This is a genomic window from Flavicella sp. IMCC45537 (assembly GCF_057197705.1).
On sequence record NZ_CM170067.1, the window covers coordinates 2328704 to 2355400 of the forward strand.

The 26697-nt window shown below is 33.6% G+C and carries 26 protein-coding genes; 12 read left to right on the forward strand and 14 right to left on the reverse strand.

All coding sequences use genetic code 11. The features are described 5' to 3' along the window. Window positions 1–16 precede the first annotated feature (16 nt). Both rimK and AC2DGP_RS09585 read left to right on the forward strand, forming a co-directional pair. Window positions 17–1384: a 30S ribosomal protein S6--L-glutamate ligase gene (rimK, locus tag AC2DGP_RS09580; RefSeq protein WP_484489835.1), complete on the forward strand. Its 1368-nt coding sequence runs from the start codon at window positions 17–19 to the stop codon at window positions 1382–1384. A gap of 5 nt (window positions 1385–1389) precedes the next feature. After that, window positions 1390–2358 carry an ABC transporter ATP-binding protein gene (locus tag AC2DGP_RS09585; RefSeq protein WP_484489836.1) on the forward strand — a complete coding sequence of 323 codons (969 nt, stop codon included), beginning with the start codon at window positions 1390–1392 and terminating at the stop codon, window positions 2356–2358. On the opposite strand, the gene AC2DGP_RS09590 is transcribed toward AC2DGP_RS09585, so the two are convergent. The 3 genes from AC2DGP_RS09590 to AC2DGP_RS09600 are packed head-to-tail and all read right to left on the reverse strand — an operon-like array spanning window position 2355 to window position 4593. Next, complete coding sequence (locus tag AC2DGP_RS09590; RefSeq protein ID WP_484489837.1) at window positions 2355–3644, reverse strand: APC family permease; 1290 nt, start codon at window positions 3642–3644, stop codon at window positions 2355–2357. The two genes, AC2DGP_RS09585 and AC2DGP_RS09590, sit on opposite strands and share 4 nt — an antisense overlap. Window positions 3645–3702: 58 nt before the next feature. Next, the gene (gene trmB, locus AC2DGP_RS09595; protein ID WP_484489838.1) at window positions 3703–4374 is read right to left on the reverse strand and encodes a tRNA (guanosine(46)-N7)-methyltransferase TrmB; all 672 of its coding nucleotides are present in this window, start codon (window positions 4372–4374) and stop codon (window positions 3703–3705) included. A 9-nt stretch (window positions 4375–4383) separates the two neighbouring features. Then, window positions 4384–4593, reverse strand: coding sequence for a DUF6341 family protein (locus tag AC2DGP_RS09600; protein WP_484489839.1), 210 nt, complete (start codon window positions 4591–4593; stop codon window positions 4384–4386). Between the two features lie 42 nt (window positions 4594–4635). Here AC2DGP_RS09600 and AC2DGP_RS09605 point away from each other — a divergent pair, with 42 nt between their 5' ends. Then, entirely contained in the window at window positions 4636–5565 is a 930-nt protein-coding gene (locus AC2DGP_RS09605; RefSeq protein WP_484489840.1) for a DUF6427 family protein, read from the forward strand. Window positions 5566–5614: 49 nt separating this feature from the next. Here AC2DGP_RS09605 and AC2DGP_RS09610 read toward each other — a convergent pair whose 3' ends face one another. The 3 genes from AC2DGP_RS09610 to AC2DGP_RS09620 form a co-directional block, all read right to left on the reverse strand. Beyond that, window positions 5615–6442 (reverse strand): DUF6263 family protein, encoded by an 828-nt coding sequence (locus tag AC2DGP_RS09610; RefSeq protein ID WP_484489841.1) that lies wholly within the window; start codon window positions 6440–6442, stop codon window positions 5615–5617. Window positions 6443–6548: 106 nt separating this feature from the next. Next, window positions 6549–8093, reverse strand: coding sequence for a glycine--tRNA ligase (locus AC2DGP_RS09615; protein WP_484489842.1), 1545 nt, complete (start codon window positions 8091–8093; stop codon window positions 6549–6551). Window positions 8094–8235: 142 nt separating this feature from the next. Next, complete coding sequence (locus AC2DGP_RS09620; protein WP_484489843.1) at window positions 8236–9111, reverse strand: hypothetical protein; 876 nt, start codon at window positions 9109–9111, stop codon at window positions 8236–8238. 132 nt (window positions 9112–9243) lie between these two features. On the opposite strand from AC2DGP_RS09620, the gene AC2DGP_RS09625 reads away from it, so the two are divergent. Then, window positions 9244–9945, forward strand: coding sequence for a ComF family protein (locus tag AC2DGP_RS09625; protein WP_484489844.1), 702 nt, complete (start codon window positions 9244–9246; stop codon window positions 9943–9945). Window positions 9946–10011: 66 nt separating this feature from the next. Continuing rightward, window positions 10012–11625: an Ig-like domain-containing domain gene (locus tag AC2DGP_RS09630; protein ID WP_484489845.1), complete on the forward strand. Its 1614-nt coding sequence runs from the start codon at window positions 10012–10014 to the stop codon at window positions 11623–11625. On the opposite strand, the gene AC2DGP_RS09635 is transcribed toward AC2DGP_RS09630, so the two are convergent. After that, window positions 11622–12077 carry a DinB family protein gene (locus tag AC2DGP_RS09635; RefSeq protein ID WP_484489846.1) on the reverse strand — a complete coding sequence of 152 codons (456 nt, stop codon included), beginning with the start codon at window positions 12075–12077 and terminating at the stop codon, window positions 11622–11624. The genes AC2DGP_RS09630 and AC2DGP_RS09635 overlap by 4 nt on opposite strands. A gap of 104 nt (window positions 12078–12181) precedes the next feature. Here AC2DGP_RS09635 and AC2DGP_RS09640 point away from each other — a divergent pair, with 104 nt between their 5' ends. After that, a complete protein-coding gene (locus AC2DGP_RS09640; protein WP_484489847.1) occupies window positions 12182–12529 on the forward strand; it encodes an arsenate reductase family protein in 348 nt (115 codons plus the stop codon). Window positions 12530–12580: 51 nt separating this feature from the next. Here the strand turns inward: AC2DGP_RS09640 and AC2DGP_RS09645 are convergent, their stop codons facing one another. Both AC2DGP_RS09645 and AC2DGP_RS09650 read right to left on the reverse strand, forming a co-directional pair. Then, the gene (locus AC2DGP_RS09645; protein ID WP_484489848.1) at window positions 12581–13183 is read right to left on the reverse strand and encodes a DUF4254 domain-containing protein; all 603 of its coding nucleotides are present in this window, start codon (window positions 13181–13183) and stop codon (window positions 12581–12583) included. 23 nt (window positions 13184–13206) lie between these two features. After that, on the reverse strand, window positions 13207–14055 hold the full coding sequence (locus AC2DGP_RS09650; protein WP_484489849.1) for a hypothetical protein: 849 nt from the start codon (window positions 14053–14055) through the stop codon (window positions 13207–13209). Between the two features lie 102 nt (window positions 14056–14157). Here AC2DGP_RS09650 and AC2DGP_RS09655 point away from each other — a divergent pair, with 102 nt between their 5' ends. From AC2DGP_RS09655 to AC2DGP_RS09665, 3 genes are all read left to right on the forward strand, one after another. Next, the gene (locus AC2DGP_RS09655) at window positions 14158–14745 is read left to right on the forward strand and encodes a thymidine kinase (protein ID WP_484489850.1); all 588 of its coding nucleotides are present in this window, start codon (window positions 14158–14160) and stop codon (window positions 14743–14745) included. Window positions 14746–14751: 6 nt separating this feature from the next. Beyond that, window positions 14752–15873 carry an alanine racemase gene (gene alr / locus AC2DGP_RS09660; protein ID WP_484489851.1) on the forward strand — a complete coding sequence of 374 codons (1122 nt, stop codon included), beginning with the start codon at window positions 14752–14754 and terminating at the stop codon, window positions 15871–15873. Between the two features lie 75 nt (window positions 15874–15948). After that, window positions 15949–17196 carry a porin gene (locus AC2DGP_RS09665; RefSeq protein ID WP_484489852.1) on the forward strand — a complete coding sequence of 416 codons (1248 nt, stop codon included), beginning with the start codon at window positions 15949–15951 and terminating at the stop codon, window positions 17194–17196. A 28-nt stretch (window positions 17197–17224) separates the two neighbouring features. Here AC2DGP_RS09665 and AC2DGP_RS09670 read toward each other — a convergent pair whose 3' ends face one another. From AC2DGP_RS09670 to AC2DGP_RS09690, 5 genes are all read right to left on the reverse strand, one after another. Beyond that, window positions 17225–18214, reverse strand: a complete 990-nt coding sequence (locus AC2DGP_RS09670) for an MBL fold metallo-hydrolase (RefSeq protein ID WP_484489853.1) — start codon at window positions 18212–18214, stop codon at window positions 17225–17227. Window positions 18215–18271: 57 nt separating this feature from the next. Next, complete coding sequence (locus AC2DGP_RS09675) at window positions 18272–19600, reverse strand: sulfatase-like hydrolase/transferase (RefSeq protein WP_484489854.1); 1329 nt, start codon at window positions 19598–19600, stop codon at window positions 18272–18274. Next, complete coding sequence (locus AC2DGP_RS09680) at window positions 19572–20792, reverse strand: cytochrome-c peroxidase (RefSeq protein WP_484489855.1); 1221 nt, start codon at window positions 20790–20792, stop codon at window positions 19572–19574. Before AC2DGP_RS09680 ends, AC2DGP_RS09675 begins: the two co-directional genes overlap by 29 nt. 146 nt (window positions 20793–20938) lie before the next feature. Continuing rightward, window positions 20939–21613 carry a 16S rRNA (cytidine(1402)-2'-O)-methyltransferase gene (gene rsmI / locus AC2DGP_RS09685; RefSeq protein ID WP_484489856.1) on the reverse strand — a complete coding sequence of 225 codons (675 nt, stop codon included), beginning with the start codon at window positions 21611–21613 and terminating at the stop codon, window positions 20939–20941. Between the two features lie 69 nt (window positions 21614–21682). Then, window positions 21683–22693, reverse strand: a complete 1011-nt coding sequence (locus tag AC2DGP_RS09690; RefSeq protein ID WP_484489857.1) for a Gfo/Idh/MocA family oxidoreductase — start codon at window positions 22691–22693, stop codon at window positions 21683–21685. A 168-nt stretch (window positions 22694–22861) separates the two neighbouring features. Between AC2DGP_RS09690 and aspS the strand changes: the two genes are divergently transcribed. From aspS to AC2DGP_RS09705, 3 genes are read left to right on the forward strand one after another with little or no spacing between them, the layout of a single operon-like run. Next, on the forward strand, window positions 22862–24637 hold the full coding sequence (aspS, locus tag AC2DGP_RS09695; protein WP_484489858.1) for an aspartate--tRNA ligase: 1776 nt from the start codon (window positions 22862–22864) through the stop codon (window positions 24635–24637). 48 nt (window positions 24638–24685) lie between these two features. Continuing rightward, window positions 24686–26458: a chloride channel protein gene (locus AC2DGP_RS09700; RefSeq protein WP_484489859.1), complete on the forward strand. Its 1773-nt coding sequence runs from the start codon at window positions 24686–24688 to the stop codon at window positions 26456–26458. A gap of 1 nt (window position 26459) precedes the next feature. Further along, a complete protein-coding gene (locus AC2DGP_RS09705; RefSeq protein ID WP_484489860.1) occupies window positions 26460–26693 on the forward strand; it encodes a hypothetical protein in 234 nt (77 codons plus the stop codon). Window positions 26694–26697: the final 4 nt, after the last annotated feature.

Sequence of the window (26697 nt, forward strand, 5' to 3'; positions counted from 1 at the left end):
CAATTGAATATATCTCATGGAAAAAAAAATAATTGGAAGTGAGGAATGGTGCGTATTACCAAACCTTCAAATACCGGCAATAAAAGCTAGAATTGACTCTGGAGCCAAAACCTCGTCTATACATGCACTTAATATAGTCCCCTTTAAAAAGAGAGGAGAAAAATGGGTGCGATATGAAGTATTTCCTTTGCAATCTAACCCAAGTGTAAGCATCCATTGCGAATCAAAAATATCTGGTACAAGATATGTTAAAAGCTCAACAGGAGTTAGTGAAAAGAGATACGTTATCCTTACAGATCTTATCATCGGTACAGATCAGTATGAAATTGAAATTACATTGGCCAATAGAGATTCTATGGGCTTTAGGATGTTATTAGGTAGAGAAGCAATGATTGATCGATTAATTATCGATCCTTCTCAAGAAGATTGTCTTACAACCTTTACACCAGAACAAATAGACTCTTATTACAAAAGAAGTAAAACTACAGAAAATGGACTAAAAATTGGGGTGCTTGCAAGTAACCCTGAATTATATAGTAACAAAAGAATTATGGAAGCGGGTGAGCAAGAAGGACATCAAATGTTCTTTTTAAATGCTCAGCAATGTTATATGAAAATGGATGCCGACAATCCAGAAATTCATTATCGTGGTGGAAACGTATTGGATAGTTTTGATGCTATTATCCCTAGAATTAAACCTAGTATGACTTTTTATGGTTGTGCCTTAATTCGTCAATTCGATTCTATAGGAACGTTCATTCAAAATGGAGCCTCTGCAATTGCAGAATCAAGAGATAAATTATTCTCTTCTCAATTATTCTCTAAACATGGAATTCATATTCCAACCACAGGATTTGCCAATTCTCCTTTAGAGACCAAGGAATTAATTGAAATGGTAAATGGAGCTCCGTTAATTATAAAATTACTAGAAAGCACACAAGGTAAAGGGGTTGTTTTAGCAGAAACGAACAAAGCCGCAGAGAGTGTAATAAACGCCTTTAAGAGTCTTAAAACAAACATATTAGTACAAGAGTTCATCAAAGAAGCAGACGGAAGAGATTTACGATGTTTCGTAATAGATGGTAAAGTTGTTGCCTCCATAGAACGTGTTGCAGTAAAAGGAGAGTTTAGAGCAAACATTCATCAAGGTGGTACTGCCAGAATTGTAAAAATCTCTCAAGAAGAAAAGAAACTTGCCATTAAAGCGGCAAAAGTTTTAGGTCTTGATGTAGCTGGTGTAGATTTGATTCGTTCTAACAAAGGTCCATTATTATTAGAAGTAAATTCTTCTCCAGGACTTGAAGGAATAGAAAAAGCAACAGGAAAAGATATTGCAAAAATGATGATTTCGGCTATCGAAAGAAAACTAAAATTCAAAAAATAACAGCTTTGTTAGAATTAAAAAACGTATCATTCGCCTATGATAAAACAGAGGTTGTGAAAAACATATCTTTCTCAGCTAAACCAGGAGAATACCTGGCTATTATAGGTGAAAGTGGATGCGGAAAAAGTACCCTGTTAGAAATCATTTATGGATTGCTTCATATTGACAAAGGAACTGTTTCTTACCATGATGAAAAATTATTGGGCCCGAATTATTATTTAGTTCCAGGAGAGCCTTTTATGAAATATCTATCGCAGGATTTTGACTTGATGCCATTTACCTCAGCAGCAGAAAACATTGGGAAATTTTTACCGAACAGATTTCCTAAAGAAAAAAAAGCAAGAACTGCGGAACTATTGGAAGTGGTGGATATGGTTGATTTTGCACATGTAAAAGTAAAAAACTTAAGTGGCGGCCAAAAACAAAGAGTTGCCCTGGCAAGAGTTTTAGCAAAAGAACCTGAGGTATTATTACTAGACGAGCCCTTTAGTCACATCGACAATTTTAGAAAAAACAACTTGCGAAGGAAATTATTCAACTATTTAAGTAAAAAGAATATTACCTGTATTGTAGCAACCCACGATAGTACTGATGCGCTTTCTTTTGCTGACAACATACTTGTCATGAAAGAAGGACAATTAGTGGCAGAAAACACCCCAAACAACCTATACAGCAATCCTCCCTCTAAATATGTAGCTTCTTTCTTTGGTGATGTAAACGAAATAGCACTTAACAAAATAATCGAAACCAACTCAAACAAAACCATTTTACTCTATCCACAAGATATTGAGATAGATGCCAACTCCGAGCATAAAGCCATCATAAAAGAAACCTATTTTATAGAAGGAAATTATTTAATTGAGGTTGTGTTTAAAGATCAAACACTTTTTATTCAGCATAATACTCCGTTAGAACTAAATAAAACGGTTGGGATTAAATTTTCTGAGAATTGTATCAAATTAAGAAACAGTTAATCACTCTGTTTGACATCAAAATAATGCTTGTAAATATATTCACCAATAAAACAGACACTAATAATAGAAAGAGCCACCACAACACTCAGAAAATTACTTTTTAATTGTTGTAGCACTAACACTACAAGGGCAACCAAACACAAAATAAATCCACTGAAAGAAATCCATTTATTTCCATTAATTTTTTCAGACAGTTTATAAGCTACAAAATTCACAATACCAAAAATCAGTAAAAACCCAATACTTCCGGCAGTAGATATACTTTCTAACTCTAATGCAATGGTCACTAAAACTGTAATAACGGCAGTAATAAGTAAACCAATGGGTTGATTCCACAATTTGCTCGTCAGTTCATGAGGCAATTCATCATCCTCAGCAATTTCATAACTCACCCTACTTCCCCCATACAAAGAAGCATTAATGGCAGAAAATGTTGAAATCAAAGCTGCAATAGTAATAATGGTAAACCCAACCTGACCTAACATGGGTTTAGCTGCTTCTGCGAGCACATAATCCTCTGCTGTAGCAATTTCACTAAAAGGCAGTGAGCCAACAGTTACCGCAGCAATAATCACATACAAAAGAATTACAAAAATTACGGAATACTTATAGGCTTTGGGTATATTCTTTTTGGGATTTTCAATATCAGGCGCTGCATTAGCAATCAATTCAAATCCTTCATAAGCCACAAAAATCACCATTCCACCAGCTAATATTTTCACAGAACTCACCCAATTATCTACCCCAAGCTGACTTAAATTAGGATTACCGATTAAACCATATGCTCCAATACCAATAAAAGAAATTAAAATAATTAGTTTTATTACTACAGCATACGACTCAATTTTACCCACAACCGAGATACTATAATAATTGATACCAGTTGCCAAAACAATAATTCCTGTAGTATACAGATGTGAATCCATGGCTAGGTTTCCTGTAATAGACATCAGATTTGGTGCATAAGAACCAAAAGCCGAAGCATATAGCGCAAGCATTATAATATAACTAACCCATAGTAAATTATTAATAGCACCACTAAAAACAGATGTACCAAAGCCTTCATTGATAAACCGAACAGTTCCTCCTTTATCAGGAAATTTCATAGAAAGTTTAGCATAAGCATAAGAGGTAACCAAAGCTAATATTCCAGCAACTAAAAATGAAATATAGGTTGCACCTTTAGCTATAGAAACCGCTAAACCAAGAACAGCAAAAATACCTCCACCAACCATTCCACCAATACCGATAGAAATAGCTTCTTTTAAACTAATATTATTTTTCATGCATCCCTTTTCAAACAAATATAATTATTTGTTTAGTAAGAATACAGCACTTAATAATTTAGTATTTAAGTCTAAACTTAATATAAGTAATTGCTTTTTTTACTTCTAAATACTGCTTTTCGTAGAATGTTTGCGTATTTAAAACATCTTCAGGCGCATGTGGGTTGGTATATATGTCATGATGCGCATATAACACTTCTTGACCTTGACCATGTAATAAACCTAAAGTATAACCATGCATAAACTCACTATCCGTTTTTAAATGCATGATTCCATCTTCATTTAGAATATGATGGTATTTTTTTAAGAACTCTGCATTTGTCAAACGATGCTTTGTTCTTTTATATTTAATTTGTGGATCTGGAAAAGTAATCCAAATCTCACTCACTTCATTTTCCGCAAAGCAAAAATCTACCAACTCAATTTGAGTACGAATAAAGGCAACGTTTGGCAAATCTTCTTCCAAAGCAGTTTTAGCACCTCTCCAAAATCGAGCCCCCTTTATATCTATTCCGATATAATTGATGTTCGGATTTTTTTCTGCTAAAGCGATTGTGTATTCACCCTTACCACATCCTAATTCTAGAATAATAGGATTGTCGTTTTTAAAGAACTCATTCCATTTTCCTTTATGTGGAAAATCAGTAGTTACCTCATCACGAGTTGGCTGAATAACGTTAGAAAAAGTTTCGTTTTCGTTGAAACGTTTTAATTTGTTTTTACTTCCCAAAAGAAAACTCTATTTAGGTAAATCTTCTGTACCTTCTTTCTTAAATCTGATCGATTCTTTCATCCAATATGCTAATAACACAAAAAAGACTCCGATAAAAAGAAAATTGATAATATTAGATGTCCACCAGTTTTTATCGCTTCTAATTAAATCAAAAGGAATAAAAAGACCTTCTGTGAACAATTCTCCGATGATTCTAAATATATTGTTTGCTATCATAACTTAAATTATCTTTACGCTGCAAAAATATAAAAACTAAACATGCTAGCCAATTTTTTTGACAAAACTAAACCCATTAATAGTATTGTCCTTTCAGTTTTGTTTTTTCTCCTTTTTACAACACATTTTTTTTTAAGAAAAGAAGCTCCAACAGACTATAATCATTGGGGTTTAGCACTTTTTTCTCTGCTGTTAAACATTGCATTTATCTTTTTAAACTCTTATTATTTTATAAAAAATAAAGTTTCAAATGAAAATTTACATAATACATTTGCTTTGATCCTGCTTTATGGCTTGTTTCCGAGTGCTTTTTTAGAAATTAAATTTTTAATTGTTTCCTTGTTATACCTTTTAATTTATAAAAATATTGCGCAACTAAAATCCAAAGAAAAAAAACAATCTACTTTATTTGATACTGGAATTTATGCCGGAATTTCGTTTCTGATTTTTTATGGAGCTGTAGTATTTCTACCTTTTATTTTTTTCGGAATTATTTTGTCTAAAAAAATAAAATTAAAAAATATTTTAAGTCCAATTCTTGGTTTCGCAACCACATTAATTCTTTTTTTTAGTTATTGCTTTTTCACAAATAACCTAGCATTCTTTTTTGAGAAAACAGCTTTCAACTCCATCTTGAATTATAATTTTCATTTTCAAAATTATCTAGCGACTCCCCTTATTATTCTTGCAGCAGTAACAGCAATAAGCATTCTTGCCTCCCTAACACAAGTTCTTTCCATAAATAGCCCTTATCGGTTTCAATATGGGCTTGCCATTTCAATGCTGTTTTTTGGAACTCTCGCTATGTGTTCAAGCGGTTTCGAAAATGGAGCCGCAGTAATCCTAATTTTTACACCCTCAAGTATTCTTATCGGAAGATTCATAAAAAGCTTTTCAGGAAACACTATCAAAGATTTATTTCTAACAGGCTTTAGTATTTGTTCCTTATACTTCTTAATAAAAAACTCATAAAAAAAGCCCTAAGAAAATTCTTAGGACTTTAGATATACTTTTTATTTAATTACAGTTGCGTAGCTTTTATTCCAATTTCAGCTTTCATATTCATGTCCATTGTATTTCCTTGAGCCTCCATTTGCATATCCATATCCATAACAATATTCGACTTTAGAGTTTCACCTGTTTTTCTATCTAAGGTAACGTCTCCTGAAATATTTGCGGTTAGCATTTTTACCGTTTGACTCTCACTTTCTAACATTTTTCCTGAAAGCGTTAACAACAATCTATCTTTTTCAATTCCTACTAAGGTGTAGGTATACTCTAAATTCCCCACCTGATTCATAGTAGTTGACATGGTCCAACTCTCTCCAATTTTAACTTTATTCTCTGGAAATTGAATAAATTGATTGGACATTTGTTCCTTCAATTCATTAGCTTTTGAAGCTGGTATTTGCGGAAATATTTTTTCAATTTCTATAGGTTCTGAAAAACTTCCTTGAGCATTTATTTTCATAGGAACTGGTTTATTTAAAACCCCTTTAAAACTTTCCGCTATCTTTAATGCAAAAGGATCTGTTTCCTCTTTATTATCTGAATTGTAAGAACCAGACATCATCGGGTTATTAATGTCCATTGTGATTTTTTCAAAAACCATATCAATAGCATTCACATCTTTTTTTCTAGACTTCGTATGATAAGACATATCAAATCCCATCGTCATTTTTGTTACGATATTTTGATCTCCTGCTTTGATGGTAATATTCATATCGGCATCCATATTATTCATTAAGGTACTTCCAACCTTAGGTTGATAACGAATAAGCACTGATTTCTGAGCAAAAGTGATGGTACTAATAAATAAAGCTAGGAATAAAAATTTATAATTTCTCATATTTGGTTTTTCCCCAAATGTAATAATTAATCTCATTAAAATTTCATGAAATAAAAAAAGCCTTTGAGTAATTCTCAAAGGCTTTTAAATTATAGATCCATTTAGGTTACTTTATTTTTTGCAACCACTCAGACATATTTACTTCTTTATTGATAATTGATTTTAATTCTGAAATCAATACTCTTTTTTGTTCCATTGTATCTCTATGACGGATTGTTACAGATTTATCATTCAATGAATCGTGATCTACAGTAATACAAAATGGTGTACCAGCTGCATCCTGTCTTCTATAACGTTTACCTACAGCATCTTTTTCATCATAAATAACATTGAAATCAAATTTCAAATCATTCACAATTTCTTTTGCTACTTCTGGCAATCCATCTTTTTTAACTAATGGGAAAATAGCCGCTTTTGTTGGCGCTAATACCGCTGGCAACTTCAATACGGTACGTGAAGTTCCATTTTCCAACGCTTCCTCTTGCAAAGAGTTAGAGAAAATCGAAAGGAACAAACGATCTAACCCTACAGAAGTTTCAACCACGTATGGTACATAACTCTCCCCTAATTCAGGATCAAAATATTGTAATTTCTTCCCAGAGTGCTCCTCATGAGCTTTTAAGTCAAAATCTGTTCTTGAGTGAATTCCCTCTAATTCTTTAAAACCAAACGGGAACCTAAACTCTATATCTGCAGCTGCATCTGCATAATGAGCTAACTTATCATGATCGTGAAAACGGTAATTTTCTTCACCTAAACCTAAAGATAAATGCCAATTCAATCGTGTTTGTTTCCATGTGTCATACCATTCTTTTTGTGTACCAGGGCGCACAAAAAACTGCATTTCCATTTGTTCAAATTCACGCATTCTAAAGATAAACTGACGTGCTACAATCTCATTTCGAAACGCTTTTCCTGTTTGCGCTATTCCAAAAGGAATCTTCATTCTTCCGGTTTTTTGCACATTCAAAAAATTCACAAAAATACCTTGAGCTGTTTCAGGACGTAAATACAAATCCATTGCGGAATCTGCTGAAGCCCCTAATTTTGTACCAAACATTAGGTTGAATTGCTTTACCTCTGTCCAGTTCTTAGAACCTGATAAAGGACAACCAATACCTAACTCTTCGATCAAAGCTTTGACATCTGCCAAATCCTCTTTTTCTAAAGATTGCCCCATTCTTTTAAGAATAGCATCACCTTTTTCTTTGTAACCTAAAACACGTCCATTAGTTGCTAGAAATTCTTCTTTATTAAAAGCATCTCCAAAACGTTTTGCAGCTTTAGCGACTTCTTTTTCAATTTTAGCATCCAATTTACCTACATAGTCTTCTATCAAAACATCTGCACGGTAACGTTTTTTGGAATCTTTATTATCAATTAATGGATCGTTAAATGCATCCACGTGACCAGATGCTTTCCAGGTTGTTGGGTGCATAAAAATTGCTGAATCTAAACCAACAATATTATCATGCATTTGCACCATAGATTTCCACCAGTACTCTCTAATATTTTTCTTTAATTCAATACCGTTTTGAGCATAATCATATACTGCACTCAAACCGTCATAAATTTCACTAGATTGAAATACATATCCGTATTCTTTTGCATGTGAAACTACTTTTTTAAATTGATCTTCTTGCTTTGCCATGCTGCAAAAATAAGTATTTTCTTTATTTATAACTACTCAATATTCTTGTTTTTAAAAAGCCTATTTTTAAACAAAAAAAGAGCGAAGTTTTCACTTCGCTCTTTTACTTATTTCAATCATGAAATAATCATATTCTTCTAAATTACTTCAACGCAATTTTAGACTCTCCAATTGTTTTTCCATCCAAAATGGCAGCAATCGTATAGACTCCTTTCTTGTTTTCTTTTCTAACTACATCAGTTATTACAATAACATCAGTTGCTATATTTTGGTAATTGATCGTTGTTGTATCAGAATAGTAAACTTCCTCCTCGGCAATTTCAACCTTACCTTTTGGTGCAACAACTGCTCCTTCCGGACCTGTTATAATGATATAAGCAACCTTATCTCCTCCCTCAGCAATTACGTTCTCTCCAATTTTAAATGAAACTCTAAAAGCATCTGTGTATTTCGCTTTTGTAGTTGCTTTTAAAGATCCTGAAGATTTTTTCTTCATCGAAGCAACTGTCAATCCATCTACAGCTAATTCAGAAGCAATAGCAACTTTCCCTGCAAGCTCTTCATTTTTAGCGGCCAATTCAGCTCCTTCAGCTTCTTTCGTTTCAATAATTGCTTTTGCAGCAATTACTTCTTCGTTTAATTTTTCATTTTGAGCAGTCAAATCTTCAACCTGAGTAAACAATTCTTTGTTTTTCTTTTGCAAAGAATAAACTCTGTTTTTGTATCTCTTGATCGTTGAATAACTCGCTTTCTTTTCAGATTCTAAAGAATCTCTATAAGTAACAATGTCTTCTCTTGCAGCTGATAACTTAGCACTCATTGTTGTGTTTTCCGCAATTTTTGCGTCATACTTTACAACTAAATCATCTAGTTCTGCTTTGATTTCTGCTTTTTCAGCTTCTAGCTCTGCTTGTAAAGCAGTATGCTGAGAATTTGAATAGAAAGCAAATACTACTGCAACTAATAATAATACCCCTAATACTATTGTTGTCAACTTACTTGGCTGTTTATTTTCCATTTTTAATTTTTCGGTTAATTTTTAAGCAGCCAAATTTAATACTAATAATTTTAAATACACAGTTATACCTCCCATAATTACAGATAAATATGTCCCTTATCTAAGTTTTTCGTTATCTTTAAGTAAAAAGGAATGATGTTTTTAGAACAACTCAATGATACCCTAGATTTATTTTACCCAAATACCTGCATTGGCTGTTCACAACATTTGCAAAAAAACTACAATAACCTATGTGCTCATTGTTTTCATGATTTGCCTTACGCCTACTACAGCAATCAAAAAAATAATCCTCTTGATCAAATATTTTTCGGAAGAATCCCATACAATTTAGCTTCCTCGTTGTTGCTCTTCCAACCTAAAAGCATTACTCAAAATCTAATTCATGAATTAAAATATAATAACAATCAAAAGATAGGCACTCTCCTTGGAGCACTACTTGCGCAAGATTTAAGAAAAATTAAAAACCTAAAACCCATTGATTACATAATCCCTGTACCGCTGCATACCAAAAAACTAAAATCAAGAGGCTACAACCAACTCACCAGCATTGGTAACGCTCTTTCACAATATCTAAATGCTCCTATGCTTGAGAATGTTTTGGTTAAAATAAACTCAACTGAAACCCAAACGAAAAAAAACAAACTTGCTCGTTGGGAAAATGCAAAACATAATTTCAAACTTCAAAATCAAACGAAACTCATTGGCAAACATATTTTATTATTTGATGATGTTATTACCACTGGAGCAACTATGGAAAACTGCGCAAAAGAACTACTCAAAACCCAAAATATCTCCTTAACCATTACGTCTGTAGCGCACACAATCAACTTTTAAATTTTAATTAAAAAATTCCCTAAATAAATTGTTACTTTGTAGCTTATAATTTAATTTTTTTCGATTTTGAAAAAGCTATTTTCTCTAAGTCTATTTTCGCTGCTTGTCTGTATAATTACAACAAATTGTGCCAGAAAAGGAAGTCCTTCAGGAGGTCCTAAAGATAGCATTGCTCCTGTAATGGTTACCGCAACACCGGAATATGAAGCGATCAATTTTAATTCTAAAAAAATTAAGTTACAGTTTGATGAATACGTAAAATTTAAAGACCTCAACAAACAACTTATCGTTTCGCCCCCTTTAAAACATCAATCTGACATTACACCCGTTGGGACTGCTAGCAAAAAAATTACTATCAAAATTAACGACACTCTTAAAGAAAACACTACCTATTCATTCAATTTTGGAAATAGTATTGTGGACAACAATGAAGGAAACCCTTTGGGTAGTTTCAAATATGTATTCTCTACAGGTAGTTATGTGGATTCTTTAGAAATATATGGGATTGTTAAGGATTCTTATGAAAGAGTATTTGACACCGAAATCTCTGTATTATTATTTGAGGTTACAGAAATGTATAACGATTCTATCATCTATAACGAGAAACCAAGTTATATGACAAATACATTGGACTCCATTGTATTTGACATCACCAACATTAAAGAAGGGAAATACCAACTTATTGCCTTAAAAGATTACAACAACAATTATCAGTTTGATCCTAAAGATGATAAAATTGCCTTTTCACAAAATTATATACAAATCCCAACAGATTCTTTTTTCTCCTTAAACTTATTTAAAGAAAAGTCAGCATTTAAATTAAAAAGACCCCTTGAAAAACGAGTTGGAAAAATAATTTTCGGTTACGAAGGGGAACGAAAAGGATTAGATATCAAACTACTAACAGAAACGCCTGAAAACTTCAAAAGTTTTATTGCTAAAGAAAAAGACAAGGATACCTTGAATTTTTGGTTCACTCCATTTGAAGCAGACTCACTTCAATTCTTGGTTAAAAAAGATACTTTAGAAAAAAAATACACCGTAAAACTTAGAACAAAAAAACTAGATTCTTTAGAAATCACAGCTCCTATCAGTGGAAATTTACATCCTAAAGACACCTTTTATTTAGAGTCTAATTTCCCTTTTGCTTCTGTAGACCCGGAAAATATCTATGTTACTGATCAAGATACTTTAGCGGTAAACTTTAAACCAAGTTTTAATAAAGAAAAATCAAAACTATATATTGATTTTGAAAGAATCAGAAATGGAAGTTACCAAATAGACGTATTACCAAATGCTTTTCAAAGCTTCCATGGCAAAACAAATGACACGTTGCAATACATTCTAAAAACACAAGACATTGAAGATTTTGCCATATTAGAATTGGGAGTAAACAACCCAAGCAACAAAAATTTAATTGTTGAACTTTTATCTGGTAAAGATGATTTTGTAGTAGAAAAAAGAACTACTTCTAAAAGTGAAAATTACGAATTTGTAGACTTAAAACCTGCCACATACCTTGTTAGAATTATATTTGACGACAACAACAACAAGATATGGGACACAGGGAATTTCCTAAATAAAATTCAGCCTGAAAAGGTTTATTATTTTGAAACCGAACTAAAGCTAAAAGCCAACTGGACGGTTAACGAATCTATTGATATAGAAAGTATTCCTTAAACTAATTTTCGAAGGCCTAACACCGCTCCCAAATGAATTCCTTCATGAAATAAGTTAAATGTAGCTGCTGATTTTATATCTGTCAAAGTAACATTCACACTTGTTGTGTACGAAGAATATTCTTGAAAAATTCTTTTCTTATAATCCTCTTCAAACTTTAAAGGCAATGAAATAAATAAAGATTTTATTTCATCAAATTCTTCTTTGGTAACGCCTTTTGTAGGTGCCGTTCCTTTTCTGTATAGATCTATCATCTCATCAGAAACTAAACAAGGTAACCCAGAGAGTTTGTAACATAATAATTGCTGCGTCACAACTAAATGCGCAATATTCCATGCTATATTATTTTTAGAACCTTCAGGTATTTTATTTAATTGTTCTATCGAAAGTCCATCTATCAATTTTAACATCAAAACTCTCCCTTTGCTTAAACTATCAAAAATATGCTCCATAAATACAACTATAATTTTATTAAAAAATTTTGCTAAAAGTAGCTAATTTTAGGTTCAAAACATATTATTTTTGAGGGAATCAAAAGACCTGTCAAATTCCAAAGATGAAAAAATTATATTATTTAAAAACTTGCGATACTTGTAAACGAATTCTAAAAGAATTGAATCTAGAGGGAGTTACCTTGCAAGAAATAAAAACTGAAAACATTACAGAATCTCAATTAGAAGAAATGTATGCCTTAAGTGGTAGTTATGAAGATTTGTTCAGTAAAAGAGCTCAGCTATACAAGTCTAGAGGCTTAAAAGACAAAAACCTTTCTGAGCAAGATTTCAAAAATTTAATTTTAGAAAATTATACTTTTTTGAAACGCCCGGTAGCAATTATAAATGATCAAATTTTTATTGGAAACAGTAAAAAAAATATACAAGCACTTTCTGAAGCCTTGGTGTAAAAAACAGAATCCATAAAAAAAGTGAGAGGAAAACCTCTCACTTTTTTTATTTTATTTTTTTGCTCTTAACATCGGATTCAACTCATCGTCATTATACATTTTCATTTGCTTGTAAACTTTCATGTATTTATCTCCACTCTCAATATCCTGAATTAAATCATCAATAGCTGTAGACAAATCAATACGTTGTTCTAACAAAATATTTAATTTCGTTTGACATGCCGATTTGTGTTCTGAAGAAGCACTTTCTCTTGTGGCTTCCTCTCTCATATGATAAATCTTCAAAGCTAGAATAGACAATCTATCAATAGCCCATGCTGGACTTTCTGAATTAATTGTTGCAGTTTGTTTTTCAACTACATTCTCGTATTTTTTCAAAAAATAGCTATCAATATATTCAACCATATCCGTCCTATCTTGGTTAGATGCGTCAATTTTTCTTTTCAACTCTAACGCCTCAACTGGATTGATATCTGGTAATCTAATTATATCTTCAAAATGCCATTGAACCGTATCAATCCAACATTTTCTATATAACAAATGTTCCAATGTCGCTGAATCATATATATTTTCAAAAGGTTGGTCTACTGAATCAACCACATGATATGTTGCAATTACACTGTCAAAAATTTTATTGTAATCCGATGCCTTCATCTATTCTATCTTATAATTTATAATTATGCAAACTTACGAGTAATTAATGTAATAAATCGCTCTTCATATTCTTCTTTTCCACTCCAGTCATAATCAGATTTCACCATCTTCGTAACAAACTTAATAGCTTCTTTTTCTGCCTTAAACGAATTTAATTGAGACACTACTCTATTAAAATCTTCCTGACTTCCGTCAAACAAATGCTTCACAAACGCAATCCTATCATTCAAACCAATCTGTAAATTCTTGTGCACCAAAACATCATTTAATGATTTTTTAGCAGTTTCTACCCTTACAGCGTTTTCAAATAAATCAGTGGTCACATCCAAAGAAATCGTTCCTTCCAATTCTTTTTCTAGTGTATTTTTTTTCAACACCGGCTCCTTTTCTTCTAGTCTTGTAGAAAATAAATCTTCAACTACGGGAGTTTCTTTCACTTCCACTGGCTGCTCTATTTCAACAGACTTTGCTTCCGCCACAGGAGCAACCTCATTTTCCTCTTCCACAACTTCTTCCAAAGTTATTTCCTCTTCCTGTTTTTGTAACTCCTCAGAGTCCACAACAGCTTCAGTAACAATTTTAGAACCCTCCTTTTCCTCAAATACAATTTCTTGTTCAACTACTGGCTCTTCCAATTCAGCAACTACCGATTTAGCCTCCTTATCCAATTCCAACAAAGCAGCTTTTTCAAGAATTTCTTCTTTTGAAGAACCAGGTGTAGCGGCTACATATCTATCTACAAAAGCAAGTACCGAAAGTTTCTCATAAAGTTCTCCCGCCTTTGCTTTCAAAGCTAAAACATCCTCTTTATTTTTCATTTGTAAAATACTATGAGCTAAACTCACCAACTCCGATTCTATCTTTTTATGCATAATTTGATTCTTTTTGAAGACCTTTACTTATTTTATTTTGATAAATTTGTCGAACAAAGACTGAAACCTCAGTCGGAATGATTCAAGTTTTAAAATTACAAAATGTTTCTCGAAAATACAGTAAATCATACAGAACAATTTGGATGGATAGAAGTAATATGTGGTTCTATGTTTTCTGGAAAAACCGAAGAATTAATCAGAAGACTTAGACGTGCAAAAATCGCCAAACAAAAGGTTGAAATCTTTAAACCTACCACAGATTCAAGGTATGATGAAGAAATGGTTGTTTCTCATGATGCCAATGAAATAAGGTCCACACCTGTTCCTGCTGCCTCAAACATCCGTCTATTAGTAAATGATGTTGATGTTGTTGGAATTGATGAAGCTCAGTTTTTCGACGAAGAAATTGTATCCGTCTGTAATGATCTTGCCAATAGAGGTATTAGAGTTATTGTTGCCGGTTTAGATATGGATTTTGAGGGAAAACCCTTTGGTCCGATGCCCAACCTAATGGCAACTGCAGAGTACGTTACAAAAGTACATGCAGTATGCACAGAAACAGGGAACCTTGCACATTTTAGCCATCGTACCACAGAAGATAAAAAACTAGTTGTTCTAGGTGAAACTGAAAACTATGAACCTTTAAGCAGAGCAGCTTATTTTAAAGCAATACAAAAAGACAAAAAATAATTCATCTTGAAGAGTATAGAAAATAATCATGTTAGCGTTCTAGAATTAGACATGAATGCCTTAGCGCATAATATTGCCTATTTCAAAAACAAATTACAACCCACTATTAAATTATTAGCAGTAGTAAAAGCATATGCTTATGGCCATGATGCCGCTCAAATTAGTCTTGTTTTAGAAAAGAACAATGTAGATTATCTTGCTGTTGCCTATACTCATGAAGGAATTTCTCTCAGAAAAGCAGGAGTGAAATTGCCTATTTTAGTGCTACATGCTCAAATTCAAAATTATGCACTTTTAACAGAATACAAACTAGAGCCAAACATATACTCTAATGCAACGCTAACTGCATTTATTGAATTTGCCCAAAAAAACAAATTTGAGAACTATCCGGTGCATTTAAAATTCAACACGGGGTTGAATCGACTTGGATTTACTCCAAATGACGTGGATACTATTATAGAAGTATTTCAACACAACAAAAGTTTGAAACTACAATCTGTTTTTTCTCATCTGGCAGTGAGTGAAGATTTAAATGAAAGACAATTCACCAATAAACAGATTGACAAATTTAAAGACATAAGAGATAAAATCACTACGGCTTTCTCGCATCCAATAGATTTTCATCTAAGCAATACTTCTGGTATCATAAATTACCCTGAGGCTCATCATACCATGGTACGACTCGGAATAGGGATGTATGGTTTTGGAAACACTCCTGAAGAAACGTCCCAATTAAAAAATGTAGGATCCTTAAAAACTATTATCTCTCAAATCCATCATATTTTACCCGGAGAATCATTGGGATACAACAGAGCTTTTATCGCAGAAAAAGAAACCAAAACAGCAACTTTACCTATAGGACATGCTGATGGAATTTCTAGAGAATTAGGTAACGGAAAAGGAGCGGTAATCATCAACAACACTCTTTGCAAAATCATTGGAAACGTATGTATGGACATGATTATGGTAGATATTACCGGGGTTGAATGCAAGGAAAGAGATCAAGTTATTGTTTTCGACAATCAAAATATGGTTAATGAACTAGCACAAAATTCGAACACTATATCTTATGAAATTATCACCGGGATTTCACAAAGAATCGCCAGAAAAATAATCTCATTCGAGTAAGATCATTTTTTCACCTAGGTTAGATTCTAATCCTAAAAACTATTGTTTATCTTTAGAACAACTAAATCAGTTGTGATGAAGAAAATTTTCTGGTCTATCAGTTTTATTGTTTTTAACAGTCTTTTCATAAATGCTCAACAAACAGAAAACAAAACAACACCTCCCGAAGTAAATTGGTATCAAAAAGTTAAAATAGGAGGCTACTTACAAGCCAGATACAATGACCTATACAAGACCAATCCAGAAATGGAAAGTCCACAAGGAGACAGAACCTATGGAGGATATCATGGTTTTTCTCTTCGTCGTATGCGATTAAAAATTTCTGGTCAGATTCACCCAAGGGTCTATTTTTATTTTCAAGCCGACTTCGCTTCAGACGGAAAAAATCTTGGACAATTAAGAGATGCATATTTTGATTATAGTATAGACAAAGCGGGTACTTTTAAATTCCGAGGTGGACAAAGTAAAATACCTTTTGGATTTGAAAATCTACAATCTTCTCAAAATAGAATTGGCTTAGATAGAAATGATCCTCTAAACAGTGCAGTAAAAGATGAACGTGATCTGAGTTTTGGAATTCATTGGGCAACACTCAACAAAAGGGCAATATTAAAAGAGCTTGTTTCTAAAGGACTTAAAGGTAGTGGCGATTATGGAATGGCATATTTAATGTTGTACAACGGACAAAAAGCAAACACCTTAGTCCCTGATGTCAATAAATTAAAGCACATCGCCTTGCGATTCACCTATCCTATTAAATTAAAATCTGGCCAGTTTCTAGAAGCAGGAATTAGCGGCTATACTGGAGAATATGTAACAACTGAAGTAAACTCAGGAGTTAAATTAAGAACCGAAGATGGTACCATTACAGATATTGATGCACAAGACCAAACCTTTAGAGACCAAAGAATTGCAGCTCATTTCATATATTATCCACAGCCTTTTGGTTTTCAAGCTGAATATAATTTGGGAAAGGGACCTGAATATGCTTATGACAGTTCCAACCTTACTACACCACACACCATAGGAATTGAATCTTTACATGGCGGTTATGCTCAGTTTATGTATATGATTAGAAAAAAAGAGCATATCATCACCCCATTTGCAAGATACATGAGATACCAAGGTGGGAAAAAATTTGAAATAGACGCAAGAAGTTATGACATGCAGGAATTAGAAATTGGAGTAGAATGGCAACTCAATAAAGCATTCGAATTTACCGCAAACTACACAATTGCAGATCGAAGATATGAAAGCTCCTTAGATCCAGTAAACAGGCAAAAGGGACAACTCATTAGAATGCAATTTCAGGTAAATTATTAAAGAAAACCTTTAACTTTGTATCTTTTTTTCAGAACCAATCAGCACCAGTATCGTTGGGACCAATTGCTGCAGGAAGTGACCATAATAATCCTGCTTCCATATAATTTGGAAATAAAATTTGCAACTCATCAATGACATCTTGATTTGTTGTTGCCTTTACACCACCAGTAATATTTTGAGTCCCTTTAATAATTCCTTTTGCGTTTTGAAGATAATCTATATTTTCTTCAATCACCGTTGCAATCTCCGAACGGGATCCGTTATGGCCAGAAAAAATATGATTGTAATTCGAAAAATGGTTTTTAAGAAAATTCAAACCAGCAATCCAATTTTCAATTTCGTCTTCACCAGTGTTCGGAGTGTATTCTCTTAAAAACGGATGACACAAATTATATATTAAATCTCCAGCAAACAAAGCTTTATGCCTTTCATTATAGAGGTAACCATTTTCCCCTGTCTCAGCATTTGAAACCTTATCAAACACCCAAATTAAATCACCTATTTCCCTTGAATTGGGAACCCCAAAAACCCCTTTCGAATACAATCCTCCAAATTTACTACTTGTGTTCAACTGAATGGCAACATCACTTTGTGCGTAGAAATCAAAATCAGAAAAACTCTCAGCTCCGCTATAATGATCGCTATGATTGTGAGTAATAATTACAGCTCCTGGTTTAGCAATTGCATCAAAATACGTCCTTAATTGACTTCCTGCTACTGTTCCAGGCCCCAAATCAACAATTACCACAGTATTTTCGGTTTCAACCATAGTAACAGTATAAGGCTTATCAGAAATATTTATGATATGATACCGCACTGTATTTTCCGTAATTACTTCAACGGTACCAGATGAAATCAACGAACTGGAAGGAGCATTTGCAAATCCTTCAAAAACTGAAGGAGTTTCAATTTCAGTTTCAGATGAAGCTTCAGGTTCTTGTCCCTCATTACTTGAACAGGAAAAAAGAGCGATGGAAGCAAATAATATTAAGATTAAATCATTTAAACACTTTTTCATTTTATTCTATTTGAGTTAATTGATACTAGAAAACGTTTTCACTTAGCGTTCTTTTTTCTAGTTTCTAATAGTTGATAATTCAGTTTCTAAATCTATTTTAGCAGCAGTTTCTGCAGTTGTCAAAGCTCTATCCAAAAGATTGGTTTGTTCATAGGGATCATCCAAAAGATGAAAAAACGCTTCCTCTCCATTTGCATTTTTAATAAGTTTATAGGCCCCATTGCTTATCGCCCACAAGTTATTCAAACCATCATCTTTTTCAGCATATTGATACTTGCGTGCTTCGTTTACACCAGATGCTGTCAACAATGATTTAAAACTTTTACTATCATTAATTTCATCTACAGAAACGCCAGCTATGTCTGCAATTGTAGCAAACAAATCTGTACTCGAAATCAAGCTTGAATTAGTACTTGTATTGGAAATCCCTTTTCCAGAAATAAACATCGGAACATTTACTCCACCTTGATTTAAAGAGCCTTTTGCAGTAAAAAAATTATAAGGACTTTGTGCTACTTCATTCGGAGATCCATTATCTCCAATAAAAATAATTATAGTATTCTCTTTTGTTTCTTGTGTCATAGCTCCCAACAATCGACCAATTTCATAGTCCATGGCCTCTATTGCAGCTAAATAATAGGGCATCTCATCCATTCCTTCCGAGAAAACAGGAAGATCGCCTTGCGTGTGTAAACCATTCGGTGGAACATGAAACGGAGTATGTGGGGCATTATATGCTAGCCACATAAACCAAGATTTTTCTTGGGTTTCTATCCAATCAATTGCTAAATCCGTAAGTGCTGATGTAATATATGTTGTCATATTTGTACTTGCACCATTCTCGTACAATTGCCAATTGGTATAACTCTTAGGCTGACCTCGAATGAGACCTGCGAAATAATCTAATCCAAATGATTCTGGATTGACTGAAGTATCTCCGCCAGATAAATGCCATTTACCAACAATAGCTGAAGTATATGTGTTTGAAGTTTGCTCAGCTATATATTTTTGCAATATTTTTTCAGAAGGATCTAATGCATCATTTGCCCATTTTACATTTGTTCTATAACCATATTTCCCTGTGATAATGGTTGCTCTAGTCGGCGAACAAGTTGGATATGACCAAAAATTCTCAAACGAAATCCCTGAAGTTCTAATTGCATCTAAATTAGGGGTCGTTGGTTTGATGCTTCCTTCTGAAAATCCATTGATTGCATCTTTTCCTAAATCGTCAGCAATAATGAATAAAATATTAGGTGCAGTCCCTTCTGCTGGAGGTATCTCATTTTGAATTTCGACCTCCGAAGAACAACTGACAACAGTTAAAATTAGGATAAAATATAACACGTGCTTCATATCATTCAAAGGGATTACTATATTTCTCATCAGTCAACATATCATCATCTGTTAACGTTTCTAAGAACGCAACCAATGCCTCTTTCTCGTCTTGAGTAAAATTAAACTGGCCGACTTCTCCAGCAGAATTTACCAAAGGTGAAATTAGATTCGCGTGATTTTTAATTCCAGAACTATAATGCTCAATAACCTCATTCAAAGTCGCAAATCTTCCATCATGCATATATGGCGGTCTAATGGCGATATTTTTCAAAGAAGGAATCTTAAATTTCCCTATATCAGCTGCATTTTTTGTAGTTTCATTGACCCCCAAATCAGTGGTAGATACTGCATCTAATCCATTGGTTGTTGTAAAAGTTGTTAAAGGCCCCAAACTTGTACGCGAAGGACCGATAAAAGCTTCTGTCTGATGACATCCAACACAATTTCCATTGACACCATTTGAAAGTGGTCTTGGCAGATAAAATAGTCTTTTCCCCTGATTTTCAATATCTGTAAAACCAGGAAAGTCAACAATCGCAGAAGTCACTTCACTTCTAGCTTTGTCATATTTCGAAGTTGTACTTACCATACTTCTAATGAATTGCGCCAAAGCTTTTGAAATTCTATCGCTTGAAATCGTTTGATCTCCAAAAGCATCTTCAAACAATATTCGATAGTAATCTTGATTTTGAACAATCTGAACCAATTCATTTAGAGTCAACCCCATTTCTACATCATCCTGAAAAGGCATCAGTACTTGGTCTTCTAAAGTTGCTGCCCTTTCATCCCAAAAAAACTTTCCACCTGCATTGAATCTGGCATTTACAATCGCCATAGAATGTCTACGTGTTAACCCGCCTTCAAACCCAACACTCAAAACTTCAGGGTCAGAAAAGCCATGCGCAGCATCATGACATGAAGCACAAGCAATGGTTCCATTTCCACTTAATTTTTTATCGTAAAATAAAACTCTACCCAAGGTTGCACCAGCGTTGGTTATTTGATTGTCATTTGGAGTATTGTCAATCTCGGTAACCGCCTGGAATTGAAATAGCTCAGGAAATCCATTCGAAGTTATATGGTTCGGCAATGCAATGTTTGCATAATTAAAATATTCATCTGGTAAATTTAATTCCGCAAAAGGATCACCTTGAATTTCACTATCTGTTGTATCCTCTTTTGAACAGGATGCGAATAAAACAATCGCACTTAAAAGAATTCTTAGGGGTGTTTTTTTCATTGTATCTTGATTAGTGGTTTTTTATTTCGACCCCTATCAATGAAAAAGGTTTAATTTTTTTTTAAAAAAAATCAAACCCAACCTACAATAAACAAGAAAACATCTAAATATCAGTGCTTTAAAAATAGCTTTATTTTCAAATGAATCTATTTTTTACCGTCCACCACAACAACAATTTCTCCTTTTAAGGTGTTTTTTGAAAAGTGTTCTATTACTTCAGCTACTGTTCCTCGTTTTGTTTCTTCAAACATTTTTGTCAATTCTCTAGAAACAGAAACTTGTCTTTCTGAGCCAAAATATTCGGAAAAATGACCTAAAGTTTTCAAAAGTTTGTGAGGTGACTCATAAAAAATCATAGTTCGAGTTTCCTCGGCTAACAATAATAATCTTGTTTGCCTTCCTTTTTTAACGGGTAAAAAACCTTCAAATACAAATTTATCATTTGGCAGTCCGCTATTCACCAAAGCCGGTACAAAAGCCGTTGCCCCGGGTAAACATTCAATAGATACTCCCGCTTTAACGCAAGCTCTAGATAATAAAAAACCTGGATCAGAAATAGCTGGAGTACCAGCATCGGAAATCAAAGCAACTGCCTCTCCTGATTGTATTCTTTGCACAATTCTATCCACCATCTTATGCTCATTATGCATATGATGACTCATCATCTGAGTTCCGATCTCAAAATGTTTCAATAATTTTCCTGAAGTACGTGTGTCTTCAGCTAAAATCAAATCGACTTCTTTTAATGTTTTTATCGCTCGGAAAGTGATGTCTTCCAAATTTCCAATCGGTGTAGGTACTAAATATAGCTTTGCTTCCAAGGAGTTTTATTTTACTGCAAAGTTAACAAACATTTTTAAGCACAATGAGAAAGCGCTACTTAGAATTAGCTAACCTTCTAAAATTTCAATTTGTTTTAAAATTTGCTCTTGGGTAACAATAAATTCTTCTTCATTTCTAATAGCATTGGAAACAGCATCAAAAAAGGCTAAATAATTAGAAGCCTCTGCAGATACTTTTTCTGATTTCTTCACACCATTTTCAACAATCGTTACAACACCTTCAGAGCCGGCAACCTCAACTCCAAATCCCTTATCCTTTGGACTCATTTTTCTTTTCAATTGATCCTCTTGTACATCTGTTCTATCTTTTACAAAAGATCCTTTTTTACCATGAATCACAAAAGATTTCTGCGCATCAGCCACCAACAAACTTACTGTTAAAAAAACCTGAAGCCCACTTTTATATTGCAAATGAAAAGCGCCATAGTCGTCAATTTCAGTATGAGGTCTTATTTTGTTCTTTACTTTCGACCATTTCTCTGGAACACCAAACAAAGCAATAGCAGCATCAATAACATGCGGTCCAAGATTATACAAAACGCCGCTTGCAGGTGTGCCTGTCTCTTTTGTTTTATTATCTGAAATTAAAATATTATATCGATCATATCTAAAATGCACCTCTATCAAATCCCCTATAACTCCCGAGTTAACAACGTTTTTAACTGACAGAAAATCACTATCAAAGCGTCTATTCTGAAATGGGAAGATTCTACAATTATTTCTCTGAGCTTCTTGCAATAATAATTTTGCTTCTTCTACGGTAGCTGTAAATGGCTTTTCCACAAGAACATGTTTTCTTGCTTTCAAGGCTTTCATTGCAAATTCAAAATGAGTAGAACTCGGCGTGTTAACAACTATCAACTCTACATCATCACTGGCTAACATAGCATCTACAGAATCAAAACTAATTATTTGAGGATATTCAAGATTCGCTTTTTTCTTTGACCTCTCCACAATACTGTGCAATTCAAAATGTTCATGGATATTCAAAAAAGGGCAATGAAACAAGCTCCCAGACATACCGAAAGACAAGACTCCTGTTTTAATTTTATTTGTCATAACTAAATATTATAGAACTCAATGAGACGATTCTAACAAACTTATAAAAACAATTGATAATCTTAAGCTTATTTCTAGTAAATCCTTAAATTTGCACAGCCCAAATGGGAAACAAATTTTAAACGCATTTAGATAGGAAACTACCTATCTTTCTAAATAAATTAATAGATGTATAGAAGTCATACGAACGGTGAATTAAATATTTCAAATGTTGGACAAGAAGTAACCTTATCTGGTTGGGTACAAAAAATACGCGACAAAGGTTTTATGATTTGGCTAGATTTACGTGATCGTTATGGAATTACGCAGCTAATTTTTGATGCCGATCGTACAGACAAAGCAATTATTGAACAAGCCAAAACTCTTGGTAGAGAATTTGTTATTCAAGTAAAAGGATCTGTAATTGAACGTCAGTCTAAAAATGACAAAATTGCCACTGGAGAGATAGAAATTTTGGTTTCTGAATTGACTATTTTAAACGAAGCGAACCTTCCTCCTTTTACCATTGAAGATGAAACTGATGGTGGAGAAGAATTGCGTATGAAATATCGTTATTTAGATATCAGAAGAAACCCTGTAAAAGACAGTTTGATTTTCAGATCTAAAGTAACTCAAGAAGTTCGTAACTTTTTATCGAATGAAGAATTCATTGAAGTTGAAACTCCATACTTGATCAAGTCTACTCCAGAAGGAGCTAGAGATTTTGTAGTACCTTCTAGAATGAATGAAGGTCAGTTTTATGCCTTACCTCAATCTCCTCAAACATTCAAACAATTGTTGATGGTTGGTGGAATGGATAAATATTTCCAAATCGTAAAATGCTTTAGAGATGAAGATCTACGTGCGGACAGACAACCAGAGTTCACACAAATTGACTGTGAAATGGCCTTTGTTGAACAAGAGGATGTTTTAAATATTTTTGAAGGATTGACACGTCATTTGTTGAAAAAAATAAACAATGTTGAAATAGGAGATTTCCCAAGAATGACTTTTGATCATGCCATGAAAACTTATGGTAATGACAAACCGGATATTCGTTTTGGAATGGAGTTTGGAGAATTAAACGAAATTTCAAAACACAGAGAATTTAAAATATTTGACGACGCTGAACTTGTTGTTGGTATTGCCGTTCCTGGTGGTGGCGCATATACAAGAAAAGAAATAGACAAATTAATCAAATGGGTTAAGCGACCTCAAGTAGGAGCAACCGGAATGATTTATGCTAAATACAATGAAGATGGTTCTTTCAAATCTTCTGTTGATAAATTTTTCAATCAAGAAGACTTGGCTGCATGGGCTGCAAAAACAGGAGCTAAACCTGGTGATTTGATCTGTGTACTATGTGGAGATACCAATAAAGTTAGAGCTCAATTAAGTGCTTTACGTATGGAATTAGCAGAACGTTTAGGATTAAGACAACCGGAAGAATTTGCTCCATTATGGGTGATTGATTTCCCATTATTAGAACTAGATGAAGAAACAGGACATTACCATGCAATGCATCACCCTTTCACATCACCTAAACCTGGTCAATTGGAATTATTAGATTCAGACCCTGGTGCCGTTAAAGCAAACGCATACGATTTAGTATTAAACGGTAATGAAATAGGAGGAGGATCTATTAGAATTCATGACAAAGCTACACAAGCAATCATGTTGAAACATTTAGGATTCTCAGAAGAAGAAGCGGCAGCACAATTCGGTTTCTTAATGGATGCTTTTGAATATGGTGCTCCACCTCATGGTGGTTTGGCTTTCGGTTTGGATAGATTGGTAGCCATCCTTGCAGGTAAAGAAACCATTAGAGATTTCATTGCCTTCCCAAAAAACAACTCAGGAAGAGACGTAATGATTGACGCACCGGCGGCTTTAGACGATGCTCAACTTACGGAACTGAGCTTGAAATTAAACATTATAGAAAAAGAAAACAACGAGCAAGCATAAACATAACATCCCACTTTTCTAAGTGGGATTTTTGATTGATAATAGTATATGTCACCACAGAAAAAAAACCTGATTACCAAATTTTTAATTTGGAAATACAAACATCTAACAAGCCAACAATTTATCTACATTGTTAGTATAATTATTGGTTTGCTTTCTGGTTTAGCTGCCGTGACACTAAAAAACTTAACCCACCTTATTCAAGAGGAGGTTCATAATTATCAATCTGTTTTTTACATCTTTCCAATCATCGGTCTGTTATTAACCCTTCTGATGATTAAACATGTAATTAAACATAGAGTATCTCATGGAATCCCATCAACTTTACATGCGATATCTAAAAAGAAAGGTCTTATGGAACGTTATAAAATGTATAGTTCTATACTTACGGCCCCAATAACTGTTGGGTTCGGTGGATCTGTGGGACTAGAGGGACCTACTGTAGCAACTAGTGCTGCCATTGGTTCTAATGTATCTAGACTTTTTCATCTGAACAGAAGTACACGTACCTTGTTAATTGGAGCAGCAGCTGCGGCAGCCATGTCTTCCATCTTTAAAGCCCCAATTGCGGCCATCGTATTTGCAATTGAAATTTTTAGTTTAGACCTCACCTTAGTTTCACTAATACCATTATTATTATCTTCAATTTCAGCGATTCTAACCTCTTACTTTTTTTTAGGTGACAACTCCATATTAAGATTTGAACTTACTGATAAATTCACACTGATTGATACTATTTATTATGTGGCCTTAGGTGTGAGTTGTGGATTGATTTCTGTATACTTCAGTAAAATATATTTTATCATTGGAGACTTTTTCGCTAAAGTTACAAACCCGTACAAAAGATTATTAATTGGTGGTATCGGATTGGGTATCATCGTTTATTTTATACCTCCATTATTTGGTGAGGGTTTTAAAACCATCAATAACCTATTAAACAATAACGTAACAGGAGTTTTCGGACAAAATTATTTTGAAATAGTGACTGAAAACAACTGGTGGATTATTATCTTTTTATTAGGTCTTGTTGTTTTTAAAATTGTTGCAACATCTATTACTTTTGGTGCTGGAGGTGTTGGGGGAGTTTTCGCCCCTACTTTATTTACAGGAAGTGTAACCGGTTTTGTTTTTGCATTGTTTTTTAACACTTTAAACATCTCTTCTCATCAATTATCAACCGGAAATTTTGCCCTAGTTGGTATGGCAGGATTGATGGCAGGAGTACTTCATGCACCACTTACAGCAATTTTCCTGATTGCCGAAATTACTAGTGGACATGAATTATTTATTCCACTTATGATCACTGCTGCCATTTCATATCTGATCACTAAAAAATACATTCCTTTTAATATATACGCTGCCGAACTAGCAAAAAAAGGAGAGCTGATGACTCATGATAAAGATAAAAACGTATTGATGTTGATGGATATTGACAAGGTTATCGAAACTAATTTCATCTCTCTGTTACCTGAAATGAAACTTGGGTATGTTGTTAAGGAGGCAGTTGCAAAATCATCAAGAAACAACTTCCCTGTAGTCAATGAAAAAAATCAATATCTTGGTGTTGTTTTATTGGATGATATTAGAGGAATTATGTTTGATCAGACTCTTTATGAAACTGTTACCGTACAAGAATTGATGCAAAATTCTAAAGGTATTATTGACTACGAAAAAAATACCATGAAAGAAATCATGAAAAAATTTCAAGATAGTGGTGCGTGGAATTTACCCGTTGTAAAAAATGGAATCTATATGGGATTCATTTCTAAATCTAGATTACTAACAGCTTATAGAAGAAAATTAATTGAAGTAACAAACTAAGATGAAGGTAGTACTAAAACTTATATTATTAATTGTTCTCGGCTTAATTGGTAGCGGACTTTATATGCAAAGTATCCAAGCAGAAAAAGCAGAATTTTTCATTGGAATAGGTGTTTTGGTCTTAGCATTTGTATTACTTCCGCTATTCATTTACATAGGATATAAAGGAAAAGACTTAACCCGATATTCATTTAAAAATATGCAAGGACCAGAAGAAAAAAAAGAAGATTCCTAATGCT

Coding starts and splice junctions, on each gene's coding strand:
- AC2DGP_RS09605 (WP_484489840.1), top strand. CDS start 4,636: ATGCTAGCCAATTTTTTTGACAAAACTAAACCCATTAATAGTATTGTC.
- AC2DGP_RS09650 (WP_484489849.1), bottom strand. CDS start 14,055: ATGCATAAAAAGATAGAATCGGAGTTGGTGAGTTTAGCTCATAGTATT.
- AC2DGP_RS09620 (WP_484489843.1), bottom strand. CDS start 9,111: ATGGAAAATAAACAGCCAAGTAAGTTGACAACAATAGTATTAGGGGTA.
- AC2DGP_RS09700 (WP_484489859.1), top strand. CDS start 24,686: ATGTCACCACAGAAAAAAAACCTGATTACCAAATTTTTAATTTGGAAA.
- AC2DGP_RS09645 (WP_484489848.1), bottom strand. CDS start 13,183: ATGAAGGCATCGGATTACAATAAAATTTTTGACAGTGTAATTGCAACA.
- AC2DGP_RS09705 (WP_484489860.1), top strand. CDS start 26,460: ATGAAGGTAGTACTAAAACTTATATTATTAATTGTTCTCGGCTTAATT.
- aspS (WP_484489858.1), top strand. CDS start 22,862: ATGTATAGAAGTCATACGAACGGTGAATTAAATATTTCAAATGTTGGA.
- AC2DGP_RS09680 (WP_484489855.1), bottom strand. CDS start 20,792: ATGAAAAAAACACCCCTAAGAATTCTTTTAAGTGCGATTGTTTTATTC.
- AC2DGP_RS09640 (WP_484489847.1), top strand. CDS start 12,182: ATGAAAAAATTATATTATTTAAAAACTTGCGATACTTGTAAACGAATT.
- AC2DGP_RS09615 (WP_484489842.1), bottom strand. CDS start 8,093: ATGGCAAAGCAAGAAGATCAATTTAAAAAAGTAGTTTCACATGCAAAA.
- AC2DGP_RS09600 (WP_484489839.1), bottom strand. CDS start 4,593: ATGATAGCAAACAATATATTTAGAATCATCGGAGAATTGTTCACAGAA.
- AC2DGP_RS09655 (WP_484489850.1), top strand. CDS start 14,158: ATGTTTCTCGAAAATACAGTAAATCATACAGAACAATTTGGATGGATA.
- AC2DGP_RS09625 (WP_484489844.1), top strand. CDS start 9,244: ATGATGTTTTTAGAACAACTCAATGATACCCTAGATTTATTTTACCCA.
- AC2DGP_RS09610 (WP_484489841.1), bottom strand. CDS start 6,442: ATGAGAAATTATAAATTTTTATTCCTAGCTTTATTTATTAGTACCATC.
- AC2DGP_RS09690 (WP_484489857.1), bottom strand. CDS start 22,693: ATGACAAATAAAATTAAAACAGGAGTCTTGTCTTTCGGTATGTCTGGG.
- AC2DGP_RS09635 (WP_484489846.1), bottom strand. CDS start 12,077: ATGGAGCATATTTTTGATAGTTTAAGCAAAGGGAGAGTTTTGATGTTA.
- AC2DGP_RS09670 (WP_484489853.1), bottom strand. CDS start 18,214: ATGAAAAAGTGTTTAAATGATTTAATCTTAATATTATTTGCTTCCATC.
- AC2DGP_RS09665 (WP_484489852.1), top strand. CDS start 15,949: ATGAAGAAAATTTTCTGGTCTATCAGTTTTATTGTTTTTAACAGTCTT.
- AC2DGP_RS09675 (WP_484489854.1), bottom strand. CDS start 19,600: ATGAGAAATATAGTAATCCCTTTGAATGATATGAAGCACGTGTTATAT.
- rimK (WP_484489835.1), top strand. CDS start 17: ATGGAAAAAAAAATAATTGGAAGTGAGGAATGGTGCGTATTACCAAAC.
- AC2DGP_RS09590 (WP_484489837.1), bottom strand. CDS start 3,644: ATGAAAAATAATATTAGTTTAAAAGAAGCTATTTCTATCGGTATTGGT.